Origin of the sequence: Bacillus sp. S71 (assembly GCF_016625265.1) — a bacterium.
GTDB classification, from domain to species: Bacteria; Bacillota; Bacilli; order Bacillales; family Bacillaceae_G; genus Bacillus_A; species Bacillus_A cereus.
On record NZ_JACVUW010000012.1, the window covers coordinates 92870 to 116529 of the forward strand.

Sequence of the window (23660 nt, forward strand, 5' to 3'; positions counted from 1 at the left end):
AGAGAGGGAGATTTATATGATCGGAGTTTCCATTTATCTTTCAAAAGAACGAGTAGAGAAACAAGAAGAGTGGCTAAAAGTAGCAAAGGAAAATGGGTTTACATCTATTTTTACATCACTGCACATTCCAGAAGATGATCCAAATACGTATAAAGAGTTAATTCAAATATTAGGGAAACAAGCTCTTGCACATGAAATGGAGTTAATGGTTGATGTTTCTCCAAAATCGTTACATCATTTAGGGCTAACATATGAAAATGTGGAAGAACTATTGGACTGGGGCATTACCGGTTTAAGAATGGATTACGGCATTGCGCCAAAAGAAATTGCAAGCGTATCTCATAAGATGAAAGTAGCTGTAAATGCGAGTACGATTACAAAGCCATTTTGGAAAGAATTACTTGCAGAACATATAAGAGTAGAGAATGTAGAAGCGTGGCATAATTTTTATCCACGTCCAGAGACGGGACTAGCAAAGTCCTTCTTACAAAAACAAAATCAATATTTACAGGAGTGCGGAATAAAAACGATGGCATTTATTCCAGGAGATGCGGAAAAACGTGGTCCGTTATATGAAGGGTTACCAACGTTAGAAAAACATCGCAATATGCGCCCGCTTGAAGCGTACTTAGAACTTGTTCAAGATTGTGGTGTTGATAAAGTATTGATTGGAGATATAAGCGCAAGTTTGGAAAGTATGCAAGAAGTAGCTAGTGCGAGTAAAGGGATTATTCCATTGCGTTACAAATCATTTATAACTGATAAAGAAGTATTAAAAGTGGTGGAGCAAGTGCATACAAATAGACTAGATCCGGCTCGTGATGTTATTCGATCTGTAGAATCAAGGGAAGGAAATAGAGTGGTTTTACAGCCGATGCATACAATTGTAAGAAAGAAAGGCAGCATTACAATTGATAATGAATTGTACGGTAGATATGCAGGGGAGATGCAAGTTGCTACACATGATTTACTTGTAGATGAGAAAGTGAATGTTGTTGGAATAGTTGTGGAAGAGGACGTTTCTTTACTGCCTTATATTGGCGCTGGAAAAATGTTTCAACTTTTTCTATGCGATAGAATAAAAGCTTGAATTAGCGCTATTTTGTAGGAAAACATTATCCGTAAAACGGATAATGTTTTTTGTTTTCTTTAAAAAAGTATTTGACGAATGAAATAAAATACCGTATTGTTTTGACTTGTAAATAAAAGTTCACCATAACAAAACGAAAAGGAGAGTTCAAAATGAATCAATATATTGGGAATTTAATTATTCGTATCGTGTTAGGAGTTACGTTCTTTGCACACGGTTTAGCAAAGTTTCAATCAGGTATCGATAATGTAGCAGGATGGTTTACAAGCATCGGTTTACCAGGTGGCCTTGCATACGGCGTAGCAACTGTAGAATTAGTTGGTGGTATATTATTAATTATCGGTTTAGGTGTACGATATGTAGGATTGTTATTTGCTCTTATTTTAGCTGGAGCTATCGTAAAGGTAAATGGAGCAGCAGGTTTATTAGGAGATGGAAAGAATCCAGGATATGAATTAGATCTTGCATTATTATCAATGGGTGCGTATTTATTCGTAGTAAAAGCAGAAGGATATGTAGATCGTTTCTTAAAAGAGAAAGTAATGAAAACGAAGTAAATTTTATTTATAAATTGTTGACTTGAAGAATTATTGTAACTATAATGATTACAACTAATAAATTACGAATGAAACAATTTAAATATTTTTTTACACAAGATGTAACTACATTGGTTACGTCTTGTGTAAAAATAAATAAACGGGAGGAAGTAATATGCCTAAATCAAATTTAGAAATTATTCAAAGCACGTATGAAGGATCAGCTTCTTCGAATGCAAAGCATTTAGCAGAAGCCCTCTCTGAAAAAGTGGAATGGACAGAGGCAGAAGGTTTCCCGTATGGCGGAACATATACAGGCGTAGAAGCTATAATGGAAAATGTATTTAGCCGTTTAGGATCAGAATGGGATGATTATAAAGCAAGTGTAAATACATATCATGAAGTAAACGGAAAAGATGTAATTGTTGCTGAAGGTATGTATTCTGGAGTTTATAAAGAAACAGGAAAATCATTTGAAGCAGAATTTGTTCATGTATGGCAGTTTGAAAATGGAAAAATCGTGAAGTTTAAGCAGTATGTAGATAGTCATATTGTTAGGGAAGCGATGAAGAGCTAATGCTTTTTAAATGGATTGTAGGTATATGTATTACCATTATGGTAATCATCTCTTCTATAGTTGGCGGAAAGAAATTGCTTGCATATGTGGAAAAAGAAAATACAAATATTCAAACCGAGCGAGCGGCAAACGAAAAAGAGAAAAAAGCTGCAGAAGAAGCTCCGCAAATTAGTGAAGGTGAAATTATTTCTACTATGCATAAAATGGTGCACCAAAAGGTAAAATCCTCTGAAAAATGGGGATTTGTAGAGATGACAAAAAAGGAAATTTCTAATGTGAAAAGAGATATTGAAAATAGTACAGGTTTTCAATATAAAATGAAGTTATTTTCTATTATAAATAGATGGGAAAAAGGAGATTTTTCTCAAACTGTTGAGGAGCATAACTTTTTATGGAGCCTTCAAGGTGGAGATACTGGCAAGGCGACGGAACGTTTATCGCCAGAAGAGGAAAAGCAGTATATAAAAGAAAAGAAATGAAGAGAAAATAAAAACATCGCCAACCCAGATGACGATGTTTTTTTATTAAGAATGTTTTCGCATTAAAGGTCTAACAGGCTGAACGGCAACAGTTTTAAAATGAGAAAATAAATAACATCCTGTTACAACGACAATTGTCCCTAAAATTTGTATCCACGTTAATTCTTCCCCGAGAAATATGAAGGCTAAAATGGCTGTGAAAATTGGATTGAAGTTTAGAAAAATACCTGATGTAGTTGCGCCTAATTTTTGTACGCCAATATTCCAAAATACCATACAAAGAACTGTCGAAATAAGCCCAGTATATAAAAGTGATGTGATGAAAGAAGTATTTATATTTGAAACAGTGAAGCTACCTATGTTAAACGGTAGTAATAAAATAACGCCGAAAATACCAGAGTACAACGTTGCCATAAGTGGTGTAGTTGTTTTTGTTGCCCATCTACTACAAACAGAATAGATTCCCCAAATACAAACTGCTGCAATCATCCATAAATCACCGCTATTAAAATGTAGTGAAAATAAAAGCGAGAAATCACCTTTTAATAGGACGAGGATAACCCCGAAGAATGAAAGAATCATGGATAGGATTTGAAGTGTATTTACTTTTTCTTTTAGAAATAATACTGAAAATAATGCGATTGAAATTGCATTCAAAGTAGAGATAAGACCTACATTCGTAGCGGAGGTTTTTTCTAATGCTAAAAATTGAAAGATGTTAAAAAGAGCGACCCCTGAAATTCCCATCAATATTAAAGGAAGTATTGCGGTACGTGGTGGAAGGATTTTCTTTTCTTTAAACCATACCATTGGTAATAAACAAACAATCGCAATCATCCATCTTAAATTTGTCAGTGTCATCGGCGATGCATGATCGACGAGTGATTTTCCAACGACAAAATTTCCTCCCCATAATAAGCTCGTTAGTAATAGTAAAAAGACGTAAAAATAAGGCATGCTAAAATCCCCTTTTTTGTAATCAATACGAATTGTAAATAATTTTAGCATTTTTCTTTATTGTGTAATATATTCTTTTGTATAATGATTAAAACTCGATAAAATATTTAGTTATGAATGATATTTACGGAATGATATTCAGTTTTGTGTAAGGTATAAGGTGTTTTTTCGAATAATCATCGGTAAGAAAAAAGGGGGAATTGTAATGGAGTCGTCTGTTATTAAAGTGTTGGATGATTTGGATGTACAAATTTTAGATATATTGCAGAAGGAGTCACAAGTAAGTAATGCAGAGCTGGCACGTCGCGTTAATTTATCACCGGCTGCGATGCATGCAAGAATAAAAAGATTGGATGGGGAAGGTTTCATCGATAAGCAAGTTGCGATTTTAAATCAAGAAAAGCTTGGATTTGATTTATTATGTTTTATTTTTATGAGTACAAATATTCATCAATTTGACAAGCTGGAAGTGTTGGAGAAAGAATTAGAATCGATGCCGGAAGTGTTAGAATGTCACTGTTTAACAGGAGAGTACGATTATTTATTAAAGGTTGCAAATCGTGATCGTAAAGAACTGGAGCAGTTTATTAGAAAGCTGAATAAACTTGGTATTACAAGGATACAGACAAGTTTAGCACTTCGTGAAATTAAATATTCGACGGTATTGCCGATACGAGATGAGGAACCGAGCATCAATTAGATTGCTTGGTTTTTTGTTTGCATAAAGTGATTGACGAAGAGAAAAGAGAGCTGTATTATTATATAAAATTATGAATTAAAATTCATTTTAAGTTATAAATATTAATATCGAGGGCAAGGGGATGTAATATGAAAATCTGTAATGCGGTGACGAGTGATGTGAAAGAAATTTATAGTCTTATTGAGGTTTATGCAAAAGAGGGAGTTGTTTTACCACGTTCTCTTTTGTCTCTTTATCAATATTTGCAATGTTTATATGTTATGAAAGAAGACGAGAGAATTGTTGGAGTTGCTGGATTGCATGTATTGGGGGAAGATCTTGCAGAAATACGATCGTTAGTAGTTTCGCATACATATGCAGGGAAAGGGATAGGGCGTATGCTCGTAAATCATGTAATGGAGGAAGCTACAAAAATAAATGTAAGAAGAGTAATTTCCTTAACATATGAAACAGTATTTTTTCAAAAGTGTGGATTTGATTTTGTAAATAAAGAAACGTTGCCAGAGAAAGTATGGATTGATTGTAGACATTGCCCAAAGGTGGATTATTGTGATGAAGTGGCGATGGTGCGGTATGTTGGATGAAAAATTTATAGAGAAAAATTTCCCACTATTATTTACATATATAGTGGGAATATATATTTCCATAAGAAATGGACAGGTTATTAAGAATTTGAATTCTTTTGTCTCACGGCAAAATTATAAAGTGGATCTTTAAGTTCATAGTTATACGTTAAACCGTCGACAATTCCTACAACTTTATCATTATCATAAAGATCGAGCATAAATTGTGCCATTTGTTTTGCAGTGTGGAATTTTGGTACAACATTATCGTATTGGAATTCATCAATATCAAATGAACGTTTCGCAAATTCTGTTTCAGTTGCAGCAGGAGCTAAAACTTTTGCTTGCAGTTTTGCGCCTTGTTCTTTCAGTTCGTGAGACAGCCCTTCTGTAAATGCACTTACATAGAATTTCGTAGCGCAATACGTAACAGCATCAGCAACAATTGTGTATCCGCCGCCCGATGAAACGTTAATAAGCTGTGTTCCATCAACCATGGAATAATCTCGAACGAAAAGAGAAGAGAGTATTGTTAGTGCTTCTATATTTACATGTAACATCGTTTCGATTTTATTTAAATTTTGTTCAGCAATTGAGGCGAAATTACCAAAACCTGCGTTGTTAATCCACGTTTCAATTTGAAAAGCTTGTAGGCTTTCATAAAGTTTATAAACATCTTTAGTCACAGATAAATCAGTTCTTCGAATGACAACATCCAACTCCGGATGCATTTCGTTAATTTTCAATTTTAATCCGTTTAATTCTTCTTGTCTTCGAGCTACAAGTACTAAATTTTTTCCGCGAGATGCAAATGCTAAAGCTGCTTCATAACCAATTCCGGAACTTGCGCCAGTAATAACAGTGTATTTCATATAAAATCCCCCTAAATTCAAATTCATTTATGGTTAGATTGTATTTGTTAGAGTATACTCTAAGTCAAACGTTTTTTATAAATTTGATACGGTTATAAAATATATGAGGGTAAGCATGTGAAGGGAGTTTTAGTATGTACACAATTAGCGAGGTAGCAAAATTATTAGGCGTGAGCACACATACACTACGTTATTATGAAAAGGAAAATATATTAATTGCAAATCGTGATACAAATGGAAATCGACTTTACGAAGAGTCACATATAAAGTGGTTGCAGTTTGTAATGAAATTAAAACAAACGCAAATGCCAATAGCGAAAATAAGAGAATACGCTAGATTATATACAGAAGGGGAGCATACAACAGAAGCTCGTTTACAGCTCCTAGAAGATCATAGGAAATCTATTCAGATTCAAAGAGAAAACTTAGAGGTTACAGAGAAGATGCTTGAGAATAAAATTAGTGCATACAAAAACTTATTGGAAAATAAATAGATGGTTGTTATGTGATGAAAAATGGATTTGATCTATGAGTATTTCATCATAAGTGTGCGGACAAATAAAAAAGAGCAGCTAGCAAAAGCTAACTGCTCCATTCAAGGGATCTCTCCAAGGGGGAGTGGAGAAAATATTATGTTACTAGCAGTATTGACAGATTATTGAGAAATATACAAATCAGATGAAAGAAATTTTAAATAAACTTTCGCCATTGACAGTTTTTAAAATGTTCATGTACAATATACATGAATGACATTCAGTCATTTTCGTGTAAAAAGATGTAGTTAGTTTAAAAATGGAACAAATACAATGGTAAATGAGGATGATATTGGTTTATATAGTATTGATGAAAGAGTATATTTTTTTAAAATAAAAATGACTGAAAGTCAGTCATAAGAGGTGAGAGGTATGAAAAATAGAGCATGGTTATATGTCATATTAACATGTATCTTTGAAATTTTTTGGGTGTTTGGTTTTAATACGGCTAATACTTGGTGGCATTGGATTATTATTTTAGGAGTTATCGCTGTTGATTTTCACTTCCTTTCTAAAGCGTGTGAACATCTTGCAACAGGGACTGTATATGCTGTTTTCGCCGGAGCTGGTACGGTAGGTACTTTCTTAATGGATGTATTCCTTTTCGGCGGGAGTTTCAGTGTAGGAAAATTATTCTTTATCGTGATGGTTGTAGCTGGCGTTATCGGTTTAAAGCTAGCTGATAATAAAGAAGAAACTGTGGAAGGAGCTGCTTAAAGATGGGTTGGTTTTTCGTATTTTGTGCTGCAATTAGTGAAATAGTCGGTGTGATAGGACTTAAAATGTATAGTAAAGATAAAACATTAGCCAATGGTGCGATTTATATAGGCGGGTTTGCTACATCCTTCGCATTCTTGTATACATCTTTCTTATTTTTACAAGTCAGTGTCGCGTATGCGGTTTGGATCGGTATTGGAACAGCAGGTGCCGTTTTATTAAACATGTTCTTGTTTGGGGAGTCGAAAAGTAAAGCGCGTATTATTAGTGTGTTTCTTATTGTATGTGGAGTGACAGGATTAAAGGCACTTTCTTAAAGATATATTGTATTTCTATCTCCTAATTGTTTATTAGGAGATTTTATTATAAAAAAAATGATTTCCTCTTAGAGTTCACTATCATTGACAGTACAATCAATTATCCTATAAAATGAGTGACAGTCATTCAATATGCGTGTGAAAGGGTTTAGATGATGAATAAAAAAGAGAAAATTGTCTATGCAGCTATTGAAGTGTTTCAGGAAAAGGGCGTCGAAAAAACGAAGATTTCTGATATCGTGAAATTAGCTGGCATTGCGCAAGGAACTTTCTATTTATATTTTCCTTCTAAGCTATCTGTTATGCCTGCAATAGCAGAAGTGATGGTTGAAAAGATGATACTTGCAGTGAAAGAAAAAGTACAAAAAGATGTACCTTTTTCAAATAAAGTGGCACAAGTAATCGATGCGGTGTTTCACTTTATAGAGGAATACCGTGAAATACAAGCTTTAATGTATGCAGGTCTTGCATCTACTGAACATATAAAAGAGTGGGAAGCTGTGTATGAACCTCTTTATATGTGGTTAAGCGAATTTTTAAGTGAGGCGAAAGAAGCCGGTGAAATTCGTGATTCGGTTCACGCAGAACGAACAGCGAAGTTATTTATCGCTCTTGTTGAATCAGCAGCGGAACAAGTTTATTTATATGATCATAAAGATGATGAGCAAGTGGATTTGCAAAAGGCAGAAGTACTAGATTTTTTAACACATGCACTACATATAAAGAAGTAGTAAGATGAACCTGTCTGAGAAGGTAGGTTCATTTTTGAGGGAAACTGAATGATAGTCATTCACCTAATACTTATGTATGTGTGGAAGGATAGAGTGAAATTCTAATGAGTGGAGGCATCTCTACTCATTACTAGCCCGCAAAGAGCAGGATAAAGAAAAAGCTTCTTGGGTATTATTTTTTGAGAGGAACTTACGGGAAGAGGTGTTAAAAAGTGAAGAAACCGATAAAAGAACAAAAGATGGTATTGGTCATTCTTTTGAGTAATATATTTATCGCTTTTTTAGGGATTGGATTAATCATTCCGGTTATGCCGTCCTTTATGAATGATATGCATTTAACAGGGAAGACGATGGGATATCTCGTTGCAGTGTTTGCAATGGCACAGCTCATTACTTCACCTATTACAGGCCGGTGGGTTGATCTTTACGGTAGGAAGAAAATGATAATCATTGGATTATTTATTTTTGGTGTTTCAGAGCTTCTTTTTGGATTGGGAAAAGATGTATGGATGCTTTATGTAGCAAGGGTGTTAGGCGGAATTAGTGCTGCGTTTATTATGCCTGGTGTTACGGCATATGTTGCGGATATTACATCTATTCAGGAACGTCCAAAGGCAATGGGATACTTATCTGCAGCGATTAGTACTGGATTCATTATAGGGCCTGGAATCGGCGGATTTATTGCAGAATACGGTATACGTGTGCCGTTTTTCGTTGCAGCAGCAATTGCCTTTATAGCATGTGTGATTTCGATCTTTATTTTAAAAGAACCGTTAACGAAAGAAGAACTTGCAGAGATTTCTTCTAATACGAAAGAATCAAGCTTTATTGGTGATTTAAAGAAATCATTACATCCAATGTATGCAATCGCATTTATTATCGTATTTGTACTCGCATTCGGATTATCAGCGTATGAAACAGTGTTTAGCTTGTTCTCTGATCATAAATTTGGTTTCTCGCCGAAAGATATTGCAGCGATTATTACAATTAGTTCAATCTTTGGGGTAGTTGTGCAAGTATTTATGTTTGGCAAATTGGTAGACATGTTCGGTGAAAAAGTGTTAATTCAAATATGTTTAATTGTAGGTGCAGTATTAGCATTCGTCTCAACTGTAGTCTTTAATTATTGGATTGTACTTCTCGTTACTTGCTTCATTTTCTTAGCATTTGATTTACTTCGTCCAGCTTTAACGACATTTTTATCAAAAGCAGCCGGAAAAGAGCAAGGATTCGTCGCTGGTATGAACTCAACTTATACGAGTTTAGGAAATATCGCAGGACCAGCGATGGGCGGAATATTATTTGATATGAATATTCATTATCCATATGCATTTTCAGGAGTTGTTTTAATAGTTGGTCTCGGCATTACATTTATGTGGAGAGAGAAACAGTTGGCTGAGAGTTTTGCGAAGTAATAAAACCCCTTACGACGGTAAGGGGTTTTTGTTTTATAAACTTAATCCAAACCGTTTTAATTCAATAAAAATCCCCTCTAATTGCTTTCCTTTATCCGTTAATGTGTACTCTACACGAGGCGGAACTTCTGGATATACTTTTCTCGTTATAATGCCTTGAGATTCTAATTCCTTTAGTCGAAGCGATAATGTTTTTGGACTAATCCCATCCATTGATTTTTGTAAATCACTAAAGCGTAATGTTCCTTCAATATATTTAAATCTATATAGTTTTTTATTAGTTCTGAAAATTCAGTTTAAATTTTATCAAGTTTATTTTTAGTGAATTTTCAAAAAAATATTCCGTTTTTCCCTAATAATTGTATAATATGAAAAGTAAAGTAATGAATATGGAAATAATTAAAAGTAATACCAAAATCCAGTAAATTAATAATGAAAAATATGGTTCTGCTGCAAAGTTACCAAAAACATAAATAATCTGGAGAAGCGTCGGTACTTTATTATGTAACGGTTAATAACTCTTGTAATTCATGATACACGGAAAAGGCGGAGTCTATCTGAAGATTTCACCATTTTCTGTATAGGGTATGAACGGAAGCATCACATTCTTTTAGAATCTCAGAAGCATCACGATAGCTCATAGAAAAAAGGTGCTACTAAAATTATGTGTTTTTCAAAGTGTTTCCTTTTGGAGTATCTCACTCCTCATACTCCTGTTCATTTTTTAAAGTGTAACTTTGTTTAAAAACTTTACAACAGAATCACAATTATGCTGGTATCTTTAAATGGATTATTTTTGTAATTATTCGTATTTTGAAACTTTAAAGATAAAAAATGATTTGTTATATCAAGTAAGAAAAGAAGAAAATTGTAAAAAACTTATACTGGAGGAATATTTAATGTCAATTATAATTCAAACCCTACCATCACCTCTTGTCCGCTTAGGGCTATTAAGTAACGGTATTAGAGTATCTGCGGATGTACAAGAAGCATTTCAAAAGTATATTAAAGAACCATTAAGAACCAGAGCAGGGGCGGGTGGAGGATTAGATATCATCCTTGAAGATGGAACTTGGGTAAATGCGCCTACTCTGGAGGATTTCGCAGAAAATTCCCCTTATTATCTAGATGTCTATAAAGGAGAATTTTTCATTAAGGCAAGAGGAGAAGCTATTCAAAAGGTAACCTTCCCAAAAAGGCCAGAGTATTACGATATGCTAACTTCCGATGGAGTACCAATGTCTAAAGTCGGTGTAATGTTAGGAGATAGACTGGCAATATCCATTACAAATGCATGTTTATTTTGGGGCACCCAGGATGTTTGCAAATATTGTTCAATAGGATTAAATAAGGAGCAAGATCTTACCTTTAAAAAAGTTGATCAAATCGTTGAAACGGTAGTGCAAGCAGTTAGTGAGGGGAGTGCGAATCATGTCGCTATTAATGCTGGAGGATTGCCAGGCAAAGATAGAGGGGCAAAAACATATGCTAAATACGCACGTGCAATTAGAGAGAAAATAGATGTGCATATAGCTGCTCAACTGCTTCCACCTGAAGAGCTAGATTACGTGGATTTATTAAAAGAGGCTGGATACTCTGAAGCTACATATGATGTTGAAGTCTTTGATTGGGAGCGAAATTGGGCTGTAAGTGAAGGAAAAGCGAAAATTGGATTAGATCATTATTTAAAAGTATTAGAAAGAGCTGTGAAAGTGTTTGGAAGGGGAAATGTTACATCAAATCTAATTGTAGGGCTTGAATCACCTGAATCAACAGCGAAGGGGGCAGAAGTATTTGCTAGTATGGGTGTTGTCCCTAAATTAATCATTTTCCGACCACTAAATGGTACACCTCTGGCTAAAGAAAAAGCTCCTTCGGTTTATCACATGATTGAGACTTACAAACTGGCAAATAGTGCTGTAAAGAAAAATGATGGCAAACTGGGGCCTTTATGCACAGCATGTAATATTAATCGTCTAGCTTTTCCATATGATGTAGATTTTGATGAATTATTGAGAGTACATGGTGATCATCTCGCGGAAATTGAAACTAATACAGTTGTTTCAAGATAAATAATGAACAGCCTAAAAATATATTTGGTAAGACATGGTGAATCTATAGCTAACGCTAATAGAATTATGCAGGGTATTGCTAATTATGATTTGAGCACAGTAGGAATTGAGCAAGCAGTAATGTTAAGTGAATCTTTAAAAAACATTAATTTCAAAGCTATATATACCAGTCCATTGGCAAGGGCTCGAAAGACTGCTGAGATTCTATTGAAAAATAAAAGAAGCCCTCTTGTTACATTAGATTGTCTGAAGGAAAGAGATATAGGAATATTTACCGGGTTAAGTCTAGATACAGTTAAAGAGAGATATCCGTATTATTATAAACTTTATGAGGATAGTGGATTTAACAAAATTCCCTTTGCTGAAACAGATTATCAGTTACATATGAGAGCTTCTTGTATTAATAAGTTTATACACAGTCTAAAAGGTGGATCCTACTTATTTGTAAGTCATGGTGTATTTTTATCATGCCTTATAAAAAATCTATTAAACATCCCAATGGAGGAATATCTTCATGTCGATAATACGGGTCTTACAATAGTAGATATTAATCAAAATGTTATAACAAACACAAAGTTAAATATAACTGAACACCTTACCACATTAACTAGGAGGGAAATATATTGAATACTAGCTATTTAACAGTTGACGCGATAGAGTTACGAAAATATGTAGAAAATCTATACCAGAATTATGGTTTTAAACAAGAAGATTGCGAAACAGTGGCAGATGTTCTCTTAGCTGCAGACTTAAGAGGAGTAGATTCTCATGGTGTATCTCGCCTTGCATGGTATGATGAATGGATTGAAAAAGGCCTAATTAACTTGAAGCCTAATATAAAAATTACGACTGAAACACCTACGACCGCAAATGTTGATGGAGATAATGGTATGGGGATGTTGGTATCAAAATTTGCCATGAATCTTGCTATTAAAAAAGCTAAAGAATATGGTACCGGATTAGTTTCTGTTGGCAGAAGCAACCACTACGGTATCGCTGGTTATTACTCCATGATGGCTTCAAAGGAGGATATGGTAGGTATCTCAATGACAAATATGATACCAATTGTCGCACCAACAAATGGTAAACAACGTATGCTAGGGACAAATCCAATATCATTTGCTATTCCAGCTAAAACAGAAGATCCATTTGTTTTAGATATGGCTACTACAGCAGTTTCTGGAGGGAAGCTTGAAATTGCAATGCGTGAAGAGCGCGACATTCCTTACGGCTTGGCCATTGATAAGGAAGGTAGGGCAACAAATAATCCTAAGGATCCTTGGGACAATGGAGCTTTAGTTCCATTAGGCGGAGATAGTTGTGATACTGGTGGGCATAAAGGATATGGATTAGCGACCTTAGTAAATGCTTTATCTGGTGCTTTATCTGGTTCTATCTACGGTATAAACCAAAGTGACTCAAAATTATTTGGAAATCCTCTATCTGTAGTCGCAAATGTTGGTCACTTTTTTGGGGCGTTTAAAGTTGAAGGATTTCGTGAGAAGGAAGAAGTTTTAACTACAATGGATGGTATGTTACGCTCCCTAAAAGAGTCTGAACCAGCACCAGGACATGAAAGAGTTTATGTAGCTGGGGAAAAAGAGTTTGAATCGGAGCGTAAACGAGTGGAAAATGGAATTCCTTTACATATAAAAACCATAAAAGAACTAGCTATGCTGGGTGAGAAATATAATATAAACTATGACTTTTTACCACTGAATAATGTAGAGGTATAAAATATGATTAACACTAAACAAAAGCATACAGAAATACTACAAGAAATCCACCCTATATTTCAAAAGAAAATTGTAGAATTAATTGACAATAGACCTAATAAGGAAATGGAACTAAAAGCTCTGTATGCTTTAGTAAGTTATGAGAAGCAGGAACAATTATGGCTAATAGGAAGAAATGATCAAGGAGAGCCACTTTATGACAGCCTTACGTGCAAACCTTTGACGGTAACCAGTGCTAAGGGGGGACAATCTTGGCATAATTTTGGATTAGCGATTGACCTTGCTTATTTTCGGAATAATGAAATTGTTAATCATGATGAGAACAAGGCAGCTTATGATGATTTGGGGAAAGTTGCTAAAAAATTAGGAATTACATGGGGGGGAACATTTACTCCTTATTATGATGCAACTCATTTTCAATGGACAGCACATTTTACTGAGATTCAAAAATTAGATCTATTAATGAAAAAGGGCGGTTTAAACTTAGTTTGGGAAGAGATTAACAATAATTATAAGTAAGTATACGTATTATCATAGTGTTTCAAGGAGGTGTAGCCAGAAAATGGATGTTTTAAAAATAAAATCCTTATTCAAAGAACATATGCAAGGAAATGGACACTTATTATTACCGGAACTTCCTTTAATTAGTCCAAAAGAAGATAGTTTTTTTACTATCGCTGCTGCTAAAGCTGTGAAAGATAGTTATCAAAATGCAGGCATACCTTGTAATCCAAATGTTTGTATAGTGCAGAGAATGTTTATGGCAAACCAGTTAGAGCAAGCTGGAGTTTATCCTGTAGCTACACCTATGGAAGTACAAATGAGTATTTTCCGTTTTGCTGACCAAACCCCAGAAAAAATGTTTAGTTTAGTACTAGGTTTTTTGAGGAAGATTGGTATAAATATTGAAGACTTATTTTTTATATCTCCTGGAAATTATAATGTCAACGAGGCTTTAGAGAATGTTCAATTTAATGTTGCGAATATTGTAGAGTGGCATAAACCCATGCGTTATAAGATTGGAGAAGATATACCTACTGGGCATTACGGTCGTTTCTGTTTAAGCCATAATAGCGGGTTATTTCCAATCGTCGATATGACTTTTATGAAGGATATACAGAATAATGTTCTAAAATTAGAAGCTTGTTTTTATCTAGATAGAATATATTTTACATTAGCGGAAAAGGATACATGGTTTGAGACCCCTTTATATATGCCAATAGTTGATAAAATCCAAGAACAGTATACTTCAGTATCTGAAGTATTAGTAAATCAAACTGCTATTTTGATGAGAAGCTTAGTAGCACTCCTAGGTGATGGTTTATGTATAACACCAAAGGGGTACGGATATGTTGGAAGAAAAATCTTAAGACAAATCATCGTAAATTGGTATTTGGAAATTCAAAGCATACTAGATTTAACTTTTCTAGTTCAGCCGACAATTGAATCTTTAAAATTTATGGGATACGACTATAGTGACGAGAAAGAAAGAATTGTAGAAATAATCAGAAAAGAAGAAGAGCTATTTGCTGCCAATATTAAAGATTCTATTAAATATATTAAGAGACAAATAAAAAGTAATAAAGTAGAGGATCTATTGACTAAAGAAACTCTTTTAAAGTGGAAAGATAGCAGAGGAATACCGGAAAAGATTGCTATTGGTACAATTAAGCATAATTGTGATAGTAATCTGTTACTACAAGTAGACTTTAATAATGATTTTCCTTTTAACCTAAAGATGAACGGTTATCCGTATTTGAGAAACATCAACAATCCTCGACAATGGCTTGTTGATGCAGAAAAGAAATTATACACTAACAAAAAATGGATTTAGATTCTATCTAAATTAAAGGGCTGAAATTATAATTAAGTATGCTCTTATATTTAGATATTACGTGAGAAATTAAAATATTAAGGTGTAAGATTAACAATAATAATGGAACAGTAAGAAACTTACACCTCTTCCAAAGTTCTTCGAACAGTACCATTTATCAAGATTTCATCGTAAGATATTCGTTTGTTGATATCCACTTCCAAGCGAATATCTTATAGATGAAACCAACATATACATACTGTTTTCAAAGAGGATACTACTCCAAAACAATGCGTCCTTCACTACTAATAGCAGTCCTTGAAAATTGTGTACATTAAGTAGGTGTGTAAGAAGGATTTCCTTGAATATGGCCAAGCATCAAGACAAGTTCCTTTCCTAGCCCCGATTCTATATCGTAATGGGAAGTTAATAGGGATATGCTATTCTACATTGAAATTAAAACTTTTTGAATGATTGAAAACAACAATTATTCCGGATACACTGTAGACCAATGTTTCTACCAAACAATTTCCAAACTTTGAAGTACAAAGATTGGAGGGTTCTTTCTTTAGTTCCATTAGGCTAATTCAACTGGATCTTTATAATTTAGCAGAAGTTATAAAGAAGATTCTTTACTATCTCAAAACGAAGCAAATTTTGTATTTTATAGAAATAATCATAACATAATAAATTCTAGCAAGGGAGTGACTCTAATGCCTATAGTTATTTTAAATAGGTTACCTATTGTTATAGTAGATTTTAAAGAATGGTTAGATGAAAAAGCAGAGGAAGTTTATATTATTTTACCGGAGCACAGAGAGAAAGAATTTAGAGAGAATGGTTACAAAAACATTTTTACTGTCCAAAATTTCAAGAATGATTTTGAATTACTAAGTATACTTTCCAATATTGATAATAACCATAAAATAACTAGTATAATAGCGATTGATGAAATCGATATAGAAAGAGCTGGTTTCTTCAGAGAGTATTTTAAAATCGATGGCCAAAAATATTATAGCGCAAAAATTTTCAGGGATAAAATATGGATGAAGACTTTCTTGAAATCCAAAGGAATACGCGTACCTGACTATAGTAAAGTAGAATCAATAGAGGATGTTAAAGCTTTTGCTGAATTATATGGATATCCAATAATATTGAAACCGCACAACGGTATGGGATCCATTGGATTGAAAAAGATTAATAACTCGACCGATTTAGAAAATATAAATATAAAAAATTTAAATTTAGTTGAATCATTTATTAATACGCAAAATATGTACTCGGTGGAAGGTTTAGTAGTTGATAATGAGATCGTGTTTTCTGCTGTAAATCGCTATAGTAAAAATATGTTAGATTATATCAATGGAAAAGGCGAAAGTATTATTGAAACCGTTCACCCGGATGAAATAATATTTTCTCGTCTTAAAGAATTCAACAACAAGATTATAAACAATATTCCAAATGAGGCAGGAGCTTATGCTTTTCATACTGAAATATTTCATACAATCGATGATGAACTTGTACTCTGCGAAACTGCTAGCAGAGCAGGAGGAGCAAGAATAGTAGAGTTAGTAAGACAGAGTTACGGAATTAATTTAGAAGAGGCAGTTGTTAAAATCCAAACGGGCATTTGGAATAAAGATAACTTGGTCATCGCAGATAAACCAAACATCTTCACGGCTACTTATTTATTATCTAAAAAAGCTGGTAAAATCAAGAGTATTCCCCAATCAATTCCGTTTGATTGGGTTACTGAATATCAACCACGTGCAAAAGTAGGGGATGAAATCCCAGAATTAAGTGTTGGTTCTGACTTAGCATCCTTTATAATTAGTGGCAAAACAAAAACGGATTTATGGATAAATATAAGAAAATTAGCAATGTACATCCAAAAGGAAGTAACATATGAAAAAATTAATTAAAATAGAGATGTTAGATTTATTAAAAAGTAATAAAAATTTTTTAATGCTATGGGTATCAACTATTCTTACTTCTGTATACGAACGTGCCTTTTATGTTGTTGTTCCAATTTATATTTACGATTTAACTAATAATGCTAGATTAGTAGGATTTGGATCATTAGTTGAGACAATTGCTCTTCTTTTATTTGGTTTAATAAGTGGGTTCATAGTAGATTCTTTCAAAACTAAAAAAATTCTACTTGCTACTAATTTTGCACTATTAATATTATTTATATCGGCAATCTTATTTAAAGCTACAATTTTAAAATTTGAGCTTTTCTTGATTTTCATGCTATTCTTCGTAGCACTGGGCAGAACTAATAATATTGCTAGAAATTCAGCTATTTACAATATTTTTGAAGGCAATGAAAAATTAGGTATTGCTAATGCTTCAATGGGAATGATATTTTCTTTAGCATTAATATTAGGTCCGATAATTGGAAGTAACATTTATGTGGCTTCAGGAATCGATGGAATCCTATATATAGGTATTGCTATTATGGGTATTGTAGTTCTTACTTTTAAAAACTTAAGTATAGCAAATGATACTAAAACTAAAACAGGTTTGAAAAAGAAAAGTTTGAACGAGATTTACTTTCTTATAAAAAATAATAGGGCTATATATGGCTCTACTATTTTTCAAGTTCTATTTATAACTTCATGTGCAGTTTTTTCAGCATACATTTATGTATTTATAAAAGACTTTTTCAAAGCAAGTGAAGTTGTTTTCTCCTTGTCGATAACATTCCAAGGAATAGGCAATTTTGTAGGTGGTTTTTTATTTTCTTATGTAGATAAATGGAAAGCTAGTAATCGTGTTATTTTTATACTGACATTGATGATTTGTACGTTTGAACTTCTCTATATAATTATACCTAATACAATGCTTATGCTTGTATGTAATTTTATTGTTGGATTATTAGTTCAAATAGTTATGGTTATTTCACGAACATTCTTTATGAAGCATTGTGATTCTAATAATATTGGCCGAATGACTGGATTAAATTATACAATTGTAAATACTGTTTCCGTATTGATGATTTCTTTAAGCGGATATTTACTTTCTTTTTATTCAATTCAAACCATATTATTTGCAAATCTATTAATACTTGCAATGAGTGGATTAGTAGGATTCATATACTTTAAAGATGAGAAGGAGGTAATAGAATGAGTATTCTTGTTATGACAAGATATGATTCTAATAGAGCGAATATAGAAGAATGGGTTAAGGATTATAAAGAACCCGTAGTGTTAATTACGAATAAAGATGTTAGTGATAGTCATAGCAATTTAACAGAAAAAGTGGTATTTGATCAGTATATTGATGACTATTCCGTTGAAGTTAGAGTTAGAGAGTTACATGAAAAGTATAAGTTTAAAAGGCTTATTGTTTTTGAAGAATTTGATATTGAAAGAGCTGGTATTATTAGACAAACATTAAAAATACCAGGGCAATTTATTAATAGTGCCAATGCATTTAGAGATAAAGTAATAATGAAAAGTTTTGTACAAGAAGCCGGAATAAAAGTTCCTAATTTTAAATCTATTAGTAATAGTTTTGATTTGCTTGAATTCACTAATGAATTTGGATTCCCTATTTTTTTAAAACCTAAAAAAGGAATGGCCTCTATAGGTACTTCAAAAATAGGTAATGAAGTTGAGCTTGTTAATTGGCTTAAAAAAAATAAACCAGTTGATTTTATGGTGGAGACCTATATTGAAGGTGATGTTTATCACACTGATGGTTTGGTGAAGAATGGGAAAATTATATTTTTCTCTGCCTTTTCTTATGTAAATACCATTTTTTCCTCACATTCACTTGATGGATTAGGTGATAAACTTATTACCGAAGACAATATGTTATTGGAGAGGTTTAAAAATTATACTGAACATGTATTGTGTGCATTACCTTGTCCAGATGTTTTTACTTTTCACTTAGAATTCTTCTTAACAAAAGATGATGAAATTCTTTTTTGTGAAATAGCAAGTAGAACTTCGGGATTTTTAGTTCCTAATATTATTAAAAAAGCATATAATGTCTCCTTAGATCAAGAACTTTTAGTAAATCAACTAAACGATGATAATAAAGAAATACAGGAAACAAAGCCAACAAAGTACTATTTAGCATTCTATCGTCCTCTTAAAAAAGGTAAACTTGTGAAAAAGATTAATTCTCTGCCTTTTCCTTGTATAGAGGAGTATGAAATTAAGGGGGAAGAAGATAAAATTTATAACCCTACTGCATATTTTGAAACATATGTTAGATTTATTATTTCTGCAAAGAGTGAAAAAGAGCTTGATCAGCAATTGCAACTGGTAAATGAATATATTGATGAAAATACTATCTGGGAAGAAAGTGAAATAATTTAACTCGGCTAATCAATTTTGTGTTAAATTCTTTTCTTGGTTAGATTAAGAGCTAATCTGACCTTTTTAGGTGTTATGCTAGGTTCATTTCTTGCATCTTGGGGCATGAGTGCTCTGTATTTTATCGTTGGTATGAGCAGTATTTTATTATTTATGAAAGCGATAGGGAAAGAAAAGTATCAGAATGAAGGAAATGTTTCTCAGATTGGATAAAACTATATGAAAAGCGAATCAGTTATACTGGGACTCGCTTTTTATATAGTTTTTAGAACGGATCAACCTCAGCTAAATTTGGAGTGGTATTCGGCTGTAGCAAAAGATTTTTTAACGTTCCTACTTCAGAAAGAGCTACTAATATGTAGCCACTAATTAGTACAATAAGCCCAATAACGCGTAACGTTTGTAAGCTTATTTCATTATTATTCGTTTCTGTTGGATTTGGGGGCGTTGAAGGTGGATTGTTATTCATGATTAAGGCTCCCGTCTTTTTTTATTTATATATGTGTAAAATCATTATTTAACTTATGGATAGGAATCGTATAGTCATTTTCACTATATGAGAAATGCCTATAAAAAGTGATTAAAAATTTGGGGCAAGAAAAAAGGGTGTCTCAAAAGATTATTGAAAATGAGATTCTTTTTGCTTTTTTATACAAATCAAAAGGTTAACCAAAGTAGCTAAACAGCTATTTTGGCTAACCTCTAATAACTATCCTAATATACGCAATGATTCTTCAATAAACGCTAGGATATCCTCTGGCTGTCTACTTGTTACTAGCTGATTTTGGCATACGACAACCTCTTTGTCATGAAAATTTCCGCCGGCATTTTTCAAATCGACCGCAATGGATTTATATCCAGTCACATCGCGTCCTTCAAGTGTTTGTGCAGTGATGAGTAATTGGGGTCCGTGACAAATAGCAAAAACAGGTTTTTTCGCATCCATAAATGCTTTGCTAAAGCGAACGAAACGTTCATCTGCACGAAGTATATCTGGGGAAAATCCGCCTGGTATGAAGAGGGCATCAAAGTTCTCTGGAGAAACATCATCGATACCTTTATCAATTACAACTTCACTTTTTCCTTGCTTACCGTGTACCGTTTTACCTTTTTCTGCTTCAATAGTTGTTAATTCATATCCCTTTTGTTTAAAAGCTTCTGCTGGCTCTGTGTATTCTGTGTCCTCGAAATAATCCGTTATTAAAATAGCAATTTTTTTACTCATTGCAGTCAGCTCCTTACATTATAGTATCGGTTCCAGAATCATCTTTGAGCAATGCATCGTAGTGTTTGTTTCCTTTTAAATTTCTAATCCCCCCAGTTCGTTTCCCTTGTTAATTTAATACATACCCTTTTTATTAGGACGTAAACATGTATTATCGTTTTTGTATGTAAAAATCATAAAATATCGGTTGTTTCAGTGATTCTTGTTTGAGGAAGCAAAATAAAAAAGCCAAGGAGATAATTTATTTGCTCCTTGGCTTTTAAGATATTTCTTTTCGTTAAAACGAAGAAACGCGTTGCTTCGTTTTTGGTACAATAATAAATTTGATCCAGAGTAACCCGACAATCATAATGATAAGGCTATGTAAAAATTGACCTGTAGCAATGAGTATAACACTCGAAAATACAATGAGTTGAATGCTTAGCAATATAAAGATTAAGCTAAGAAATTGCTTCATCCTTTCTTCAGTATGGATTGGATATAATGCTACAATAATATTTCCCGAAAAATATTTCCACAGTGAACGGAGCTGCATAGAAATCATATATAGAACGATGTAAGCGATAGCGCCTTTTACGTATATATTTGGTATGAAATATAAGGCGAAAGCACCGATCAATCCTAAGCGAATATATATACCGAAATAATCATTCCCGCGTAAAAATGCTAATGTATGTAAATAGAAGAAAGTTGCTCTTTTTTTATGTAATAAAGGTTCAATCCAATTTGTAAGCCATTTTCTTTTATTTACTTGTTTGTTCAGTTGTGGAACATCAGTGAAGATGCTAGCGAATTGATAAAAACGAACGTTCATTTTTTCTTCTTGCTCGATTATGTAATCCCACGGTATTCGTTTTGTAGGCTGTTTTTTCGTATATAGAAGTAGGAAAGTAAGTAGTAAGAGTAATCCGCCCAATATGAGAACATTTGCGGAATAAAACAGCATGTAAATGATTAAGGCGTTACAAGTAATACGGATGATTAGCCATATATTTTTTTCGTGACTATCACGCCACATCCAATGTATGTACATGTTCCAAGCTTTCGTAATCATTAACACGATAAAGATTGTACACAAAAAAGGTACAGTTAATTGCAATGATTGCAGTGCAAGTGGTACGAGAATAAGGAACGTAAATAATAATGGAAAAAGCTGAGTGATGTAATTGTATAGAAGAGATTTTTTGAAATAGGATGTTAGTTTCTCTTCTAATGCAAGCAAATAGACAGCATCAGGTTTTTGAATAAATGTACGGATAGGGCATCTCGTTATAATGAATGTAAGTACAATCGTTATAATTATTAAAGATATTCCTTTAGAAGGAGATGCTTTTAGAAACTGAGCATAATAATATGCACCAACGCATGAAATAAAGATAAAGCTATATAGTAAACCGTTAATCATACGTGCAAAGTATGTAATGATATTTTGAATATGTTGTTGGAAGCGACTGCTCCATAGCGATTCGATTGACATGTTTTTCACCTCTTTGTTCTATTATATATGTTTTACAAAAGAAAAAACGAGCAAATTGCGTTATGCAACTTGCCCGTTTTTCTTTTCGTTATTTTTTTTCTGATCACGATTCATTAATGGATAGAAAGCAAATCCAATTACGAATAAACCAATTCCGAGAAGGAACGTTTTTATATCGGATGCGCCGGTTTTAATAACCCATAGTGCGTAGCAAAGTGCGATAACTGCGACTATGCCATCTGTAATTCTTGCCCGCATTTCATTTTTATATGTTTCACCAGTTGCGACTAGTTTTAACTGGAAGATTGGTGAAACGAGATATGGAATGAGGTAGGCCAGTGTCGATACGGTAATAACGAATGTATAAGCTTCCGCAATGGTTCCTGATAATGTTGAGAATAGGAATACTTGCGACATAATGTTTGTTAATCGTAATGAGTAAATTGGACTTCCTTTTTTATTTGTTTTCGTGAAGAAGGAAGGGAAGAAACCTTCTTTTGCTGCTTGATATGGTACTTCTGAGCTTAATAAAATCCAGCCTAAGATAGAACCGAACAGGGAAGTAAGAGCAAGTAATGCCATCAGTTTCCCGCCGCCATGACCCATTGCAGCGTTTAATGCATCTGCTAATGGACGTTCAGAAGCTTGTAATTTATCAACGTGAAGTACACCCATTGTTAAAATTGTAATTCCTAAGTAAATTGCAACTGTAATAAGTAATCCCGCAACTGTTGCACGTTTTACCGTTTTTGGAGAAACAGCACGGTTTGATAAAAGAACGGCTGATTCAATTCCGATAAACGCCCAAAGCGTTGTAAGAGCAGCTAAATTTACTTGTGAAAGAAGACCGTGTGATGCACCTGATTTATCAATCATCGGTGTGTACCATTGTCCAAATTTAGAAGCTTCGAATGCAAATAACGTAACGACGATGAATAAAAGGAATCCAGTTACTTTCGTTGTTGTTGCTAAGAAGTTTAGTTTTCCAGCTCCGCTTACACCATTTGTTAATATAATATGAGTTCCCCAAAGTAAGATGGAACAAATAGTAAATGTAATTAGTTTTCCGACTTCTATGTTAAAAGAACCGATTGAAAATAGCAGTCGCGTATCTTTCATAATTGGGAAGAAGAGTGATAAATATCCCGCAAATGATGTAATGATGGCAACGTTACTTGCCCAGTTTGCAACCCAATATCCCCATACCATACTGAAGCCAGCCATTTTTTTCTTTTTTGGTGTTGAGAATAAAGCATATGCATGACTTTGTGGTCCTGTCGTTAAATCAGGACGACGAATTGCTAAATTACCGAAAACAAGAGCTAGCATTAAAACACCAAACCCTGTTGTTAACCAAGCTAAAGTGACACCGAGTGGGCTTGCTGTTTGTGCCAACGTACTTGGCACCATGAAAATACCAGCGCCAACCATGTTACCGACAACGAAAGCTGTTAGTACCCAAAAGCCCCATTTTTTTTGTTGCATAGAAAATACCTCCAAAGTTAGTATAACCAAGTCAAGC

26 protein-coding genes and 1 pseudogene are annotated in these 23660 nt (G+C 33.6%); 20 read left to right on the plus strand and 7 right to left on the minus strand.

Annotated elements, in window-relative coordinates:
- Positions 1-16 precede the first annotated feature (16 nt).
- The 4 genes from IBT51_RS22005 to IBT51_RS22020 all read left to right on the plus strand — a co-directional run bounded on the left by IBT51_RS22005 (position 17) and on the right by IBT51_RS22020 (position 2682).
- Entirely contained in the window at positions 17-1090 is a 1074-nt protein-coding gene (locus IBT51_RS22005; RefSeq protein WP_200458752.1) for a DUF871 domain-containing protein, read from the plus strand.
- A gap of 152 nt (positions 1091-1242) precedes the next feature.
- Complete coding sequence (locus IBT51_RS22010) at positions 1243-1647, plus strand: DoxX family protein (protein WP_001077751.1); 405 nt, start codon at positions 1243-1245, stop codon at positions 1645-1647.
- 154 nt (positions 1648-1801) lie between these two features.
- Entirely contained in the window at positions 1802-2203 is a 402-nt protein-coding gene (locus IBT51_RS22015) for a nuclear transport factor 2 family protein (protein ID WP_053565170.1), read from the plus strand.
- Positions 2203-2682 (plus strand): PRK06770 family protein, encoded by a 480-nt coding sequence (locus IBT51_RS22020; protein ID WP_069355055.1) that lies wholly within the window; start codon positions 2203-2205, stop codon positions 2680-2682. Before IBT51_RS22015 ends, IBT51_RS22020 begins: the two co-directional genes overlap by 1 nt.
- Positions 2683-2727: 45 nt before the next feature.
- On the opposite strand, the gene IBT51_RS22025 is transcribed toward IBT51_RS22020, so the two are convergent.
- The gene (locus IBT51_RS22025; protein WP_088022374.1) at positions 2728-3639 is read right to left on the minus strand and encodes a DMT family transporter; all 912 of its coding nucleotides are present in this window, start codon (positions 3637-3639) and stop codon (positions 2728-2730) included.
- 205 nt (positions 3640-3844) lie between these two features.
- Between IBT51_RS22025 and IBT51_RS22030 the strand changes: the two genes are divergently transcribed.
- Positions 3845-4339: an Lrp/AsnC family transcriptional regulator gene (locus IBT51_RS22030; protein ID WP_000446096.1), complete on the plus strand. Its 495-nt coding sequence runs from the start codon at positions 3845-3847 to the stop codon at positions 4337-4339.
- Positions 4340-4467: 128 nt separating this feature from the next.
- Entirely contained in the window at positions 4468-4923 is a 456-nt protein-coding gene (locus IBT51_RS22035; protein WP_000686667.1) for an N-acetyltransferase, read from the plus strand.
- A gap of 80 nt (positions 4924-5003) precedes the next feature.
- Here the strand turns inward: IBT51_RS22035 and IBT51_RS22040 are convergent, their stop codons facing one another.
- The gene (locus tag IBT51_RS22040) at positions 5004-5774 is read right to left on the minus strand and encodes an SDR family NAD(P)-dependent oxidoreductase (protein ID WP_200458753.1); all 771 of its coding nucleotides are present in this window, start codon (positions 5772-5774) and stop codon (positions 5004-5006) included.
- Between the two features lie 134 nt (positions 5775-5908).
- Between IBT51_RS22040 and IBT51_RS22045 the strand changes: the two genes are divergently transcribed.
- The 5 genes from IBT51_RS22045 (at position 5909) to IBT51_RS22065 (ending at position 9487) form a co-directional block, all read left to right on the plus strand.
- Positions 5909-6268: a MerR family transcriptional regulator gene (locus IBT51_RS22045; RefSeq protein WP_000288068.1), complete on the plus strand. Its 360-nt coding sequence runs from the start codon at positions 5909-5911 to the stop codon at positions 6266-6268.
- Positions 6269-6679: 411 nt separating this feature from the next.
- Entirely contained in the window at positions 6680-7024 is a 345-nt protein-coding gene (locus IBT51_RS22050; RefSeq protein ID WP_000796022.1) for a DMT family transporter, read from the plus strand.
- Positions 7025-7026: 2 nt separating this feature from the next.
- Positions 7027-7341 carry a DMT family transporter gene (locus IBT51_RS22055; RefSeq protein WP_000539671.1) on the plus strand — a complete coding sequence of 105 codons (315 nt, stop codon included), beginning with the start codon at positions 7027-7029 and terminating at the stop codon, positions 7339-7341.
- Positions 7342-7493: 152 nt separating this feature from the next.
- Entirely contained in the window at positions 7494-8072 is a 579-nt protein-coding gene (locus IBT51_RS22060) for a TetR/AcrR family transcriptional regulator (protein ID WP_002025356.1), read from the plus strand.
- Positions 8073-8284: 212 nt separating this feature from the next.
- Complete coding sequence (locus IBT51_RS22065) at positions 8285-9487, plus strand: MFS transporter (protein ID WP_000742953.1); 1203 nt, start codon at positions 8285-8287, stop codon at positions 9485-9487.
- Positions 9488-9520: 33 nt separating this feature from the next.
- Here IBT51_RS22065 and IBT51_RS22070 read toward each other — a convergent pair.
- A pseudogene (locus IBT51_RS22070) lies at positions 9521-9739 on the minus strand (winged helix-turn-helix transcriptional regulator); the annotation flags it as partial.
- A gap of 647 nt (positions 9740-10386) precedes the next feature.
- Between IBT51_RS22070 and IBT51_RS22075 the strand changes: the two are divergent.
- The 9 genes from IBT51_RS22075 to IBT51_RS22115 all read left to right on the plus strand — a co-directional run bounded on the left by IBT51_RS22075 (position 10387) and on the right by IBT51_RS22115 (position 19649).
- Positions 10387-11559, plus strand: a complete 1173-nt coding sequence (locus tag IBT51_RS22075) for a radical SAM protein (protein ID WP_200458754.1) — start codon at positions 10387-10389, stop codon at positions 11557-11559.
- A 3-nt stretch (positions 11560-11562) separates the two neighbouring features.
- Positions 11563-12186, plus strand: coding sequence for a histidine phosphatase family protein (locus tag IBT51_RS22080; protein ID WP_200458755.1), 624 nt, complete (start codon positions 11563-11565; stop codon positions 12184-12186).
- Positions 12183-13295 (plus strand): Ldh family oxidoreductase, encoded by a 1113-nt coding sequence (locus tag IBT51_RS22085; protein ID WP_200458756.1) that lies wholly within the window; start codon positions 12183-12185, stop codon positions 13293-13295. The genes IBT51_RS22080 and IBT51_RS22085 overlap by 4 nt, the downstream gene beginning before the upstream one ends.
- A gap of 3 nt (positions 13296-13298) precedes the next feature.
- Positions 13299-13814, plus strand: coding sequence for a M15 family metallopeptidase (locus IBT51_RS22090; RefSeq protein ID WP_200458757.1), 516 nt, complete (start codon positions 13299-13301; stop codon positions 13812-13814).
- Between the two features lie 43 nt (positions 13815-13857).
- Positions 13858-15129 carry an alanine--tRNA ligase-related protein gene (locus tag IBT51_RS22095; RefSeq protein WP_200458758.1) on the plus strand — a complete coding sequence of 424 codons (1272 nt, stop codon included), beginning with the start codon at positions 13858-13860 and terminating at the stop codon, positions 15127-15129.
- A 692-nt stretch (positions 15130-15821) separates the two neighbouring features.
- Positions 15822-17030: an ATP-grasp domain-containing protein gene (locus tag IBT51_RS22100; RefSeq protein ID WP_200458759.1), complete on the plus strand. Its 1209-nt coding sequence runs from the start codon at positions 15822-15824 to the stop codon at positions 17028-17030.
- Entirely contained in the window at positions 17014-18240 is a 1227-nt protein-coding gene (locus IBT51_RS22105; RefSeq protein ID WP_200458760.1) for an MFS transporter, read from the plus strand. Before IBT51_RS22100 ends, IBT51_RS22105 begins: the two co-directional genes overlap by 17 nt.
- Positions 18237-19439 carry an ATP-grasp domain-containing protein gene (locus IBT51_RS22110; protein ID WP_200458761.1) on the plus strand — a complete coding sequence of 401 codons (1203 nt, stop codon included), beginning with the start codon at positions 18237-18239 and terminating at the stop codon, positions 19437-19439. Before IBT51_RS22105 ends, IBT51_RS22110 begins: the two co-directional genes overlap by 4 nt.
- Before the next feature lie 72 nt (positions 19440-19511).
- Positions 19512-19649, plus strand: a complete 138-nt coding sequence (locus tag IBT51_RS22115; RefSeq protein WP_200458762.1) for a multidrug transporter — start codon at positions 19512-19514, stop codon at positions 19647-19649.
- 52 nt (positions 19650-19701) lie between these two features.
- On the opposite strand, the gene IBT51_RS22120 is transcribed toward IBT51_RS22115, so the two are convergent.
- The 4 genes from IBT51_RS22120 to IBT51_RS22135 all read right to left on the minus strand — a co-directional run bounded on the left by IBT51_RS22120 (position 19702) and on the right by IBT51_RS22135 (position 23623).
- Positions 19702-19905 carry a hypothetical protein gene (locus tag IBT51_RS22120; RefSeq protein ID WP_200458763.1) on the minus strand — a complete coding sequence of 68 codons (204 nt, stop codon included), beginning with the start codon at positions 19903-19905 and terminating at the stop codon, positions 19702-19704.
- A 240-nt stretch (positions 19906-20145) separates the two neighbouring features.
- Positions 20146-20661, minus strand: coding sequence for a type 1 glutamine amidotransferase domain-containing protein (locus tag IBT51_RS22125; RefSeq protein ID WP_200458764.1), 516 nt, complete (start codon positions 20659-20661; stop codon positions 20146-20148).
- 277 nt (positions 20662-20938) lie between these two features.
- Positions 20939-22138: an ABC transporter permease gene (locus tag IBT51_RS22130; protein WP_098137986.1), complete on the minus strand. Its 1200-nt coding sequence runs from the start codon at positions 22136-22138 to the stop codon at positions 20939-20941.
- A 60-nt stretch (positions 22139-22198) separates the two neighbouring features.
- Entirely contained in the window at positions 22199-23623 is a 1425-nt protein-coding gene (locus IBT51_RS22135) for an amino acid permease (protein ID WP_023521252.1), read from the minus strand.
- Between the last annotated feature and the right edge of the window lie 37 nt (positions 23624-23660).

Coding starts and splice junctions, on each gene's coding strand:
- IBT51_RS22005 (WP_200458752.1), top strand. CDS start 17: ATGATCGGAGTTTCCATTTATCTTTCAAAAGAACGAGTAGAGAAACAA.
- IBT51_RS22010 (WP_001077751.1), top strand. CDS start 1,243: ATGAATCAATATATTGGGAATTTAATTATTCGTATCGTGTTAGGAGTT.
- IBT51_RS22015 (WP_053565170.1), top strand. CDS start 1,802: ATGCCTAAATCAAATTTAGAAATTATTCAAAGCACGTATGAAGGATCA.
- IBT51_RS22020 (WP_069355055.1), top strand. CDS start 2,203: ATGCTTTTTAAATGGATTGTAGGTATATGTATTACCATTATGGTAATC.
- IBT51_RS22025 (WP_088022374.1), bottom strand. CDS start 3,639: ATGCCTTATTTTTACGTCTTTTTACTATTACTAACGAGCTTATTATGG.
- IBT51_RS22030 (WP_000446096.1), top strand. CDS start 3,845: ATGGAGTCGTCTGTTATTAAAGTGTTGGATGATTTGGATGTACAAATT.
- IBT51_RS22035 (WP_000686667.1), top strand. CDS start 4,468: ATGAAAATCTGTAATGCGGTGACGAGTGATGTGAAAGAAATTTATAGT.
- IBT51_RS22040 (WP_200458753.1), bottom strand. CDS start 5,774: ATGAAATACACTGTTATTACTGGCGCAAGTTCCGGAATTGGTTATGAA.
- IBT51_RS22045 (WP_000288068.1), top strand. CDS start 5,909: ATGTACACAATTAGCGAGGTAGCAAAATTATTAGGCGTGAGCACACAT.
- IBT51_RS22050 (WP_000796022.1), top strand. CDS start 6,680: ATGAAAAATAGAGCATGGTTATATGTCATATTAACATGTATCTTTGAA.
- IBT51_RS22055 (WP_000539671.1), top strand. CDS start 7,027: ATGGGTTGGTTTTTCGTATTTTGTGCTGCAATTAGTGAAATAGTCGGT.
- IBT51_RS22060 (WP_002025356.1), top strand. CDS start 7,494: ATGATGAATAAAAAAGAGAAAATTGTCTATGCAGCTATTGAAGTGTTT.
- IBT51_RS22075 (WP_200458754.1), top strand. CDS start 10,387: ATGTCAATTATAATTCAAACCCTACCATCACCTCTTGTCCGCTTAGGG.
- IBT51_RS22080 (WP_200458755.1), top strand. CDS start 11,563: ATGAACAGCCTAAAAATATATTTGGTAAGACATGGTGAATCTATAGCT.
- IBT51_RS22090 (WP_200458757.1), top strand. CDS start 13,299: ATGATTAACACTAAACAAAAGCATACAGAAATACTACAAGAAATCCAC.
- IBT51_RS22095 (WP_200458758.1), top strand. CDS start 13,858: ATGGATGTTTTAAAAATAAAATCCTTATTCAAAGAACATATGCAAGGA.
- IBT51_RS22100 (WP_200458759.1), top strand. CDS start 15,822: ATGCCTATAGTTATTTTAAATAGGTTACCTATTGTTATAGTAGATTTT.
- IBT51_RS22105 (WP_200458760.1), top strand. CDS start 17,014: ATGAAAAAATTAATTAAAATAGAGATGTTAGATTTATTAAAAAGTAAT.
- IBT51_RS22110 (WP_200458761.1), top strand. CDS start 18,237: ATGAGTATTCTTGTTATGACAAGATATGATTCTAATAGAGCGAATATA.
- IBT51_RS22115 (WP_200458762.1), top strand. CDS start 19,512: ATGCTAGGTTCATTTCTTGCATCTTGGGGCATGAGTGCTCTGTATTTT.
- IBT51_RS22120 (WP_200458763.1), bottom strand. CDS start 19,905: ATGAATAACAATCCACCTTCAACGCCCCCAAATCCAACAGAAACGAAT.
- IBT51_RS22125 (WP_200458764.1), bottom strand. CDS start 20,661: ATGAGTAAAAAAATTGCTATTTTAATAACGGATTATTTCGAGGACACA.
- IBT51_RS22130 (WP_098137986.1), bottom strand. CDS start 22,138: ATGTCAATCGAATCGCTATGGAGCAGTCGCTTCCAACAACATATTCAA.
- IBT51_RS22135 (WP_023521252.1), bottom strand. CDS start 23,623: ATGCAACAAAAAAAATGGGGCTTTTGGGTACTAACAGCTTTCGTTGTC.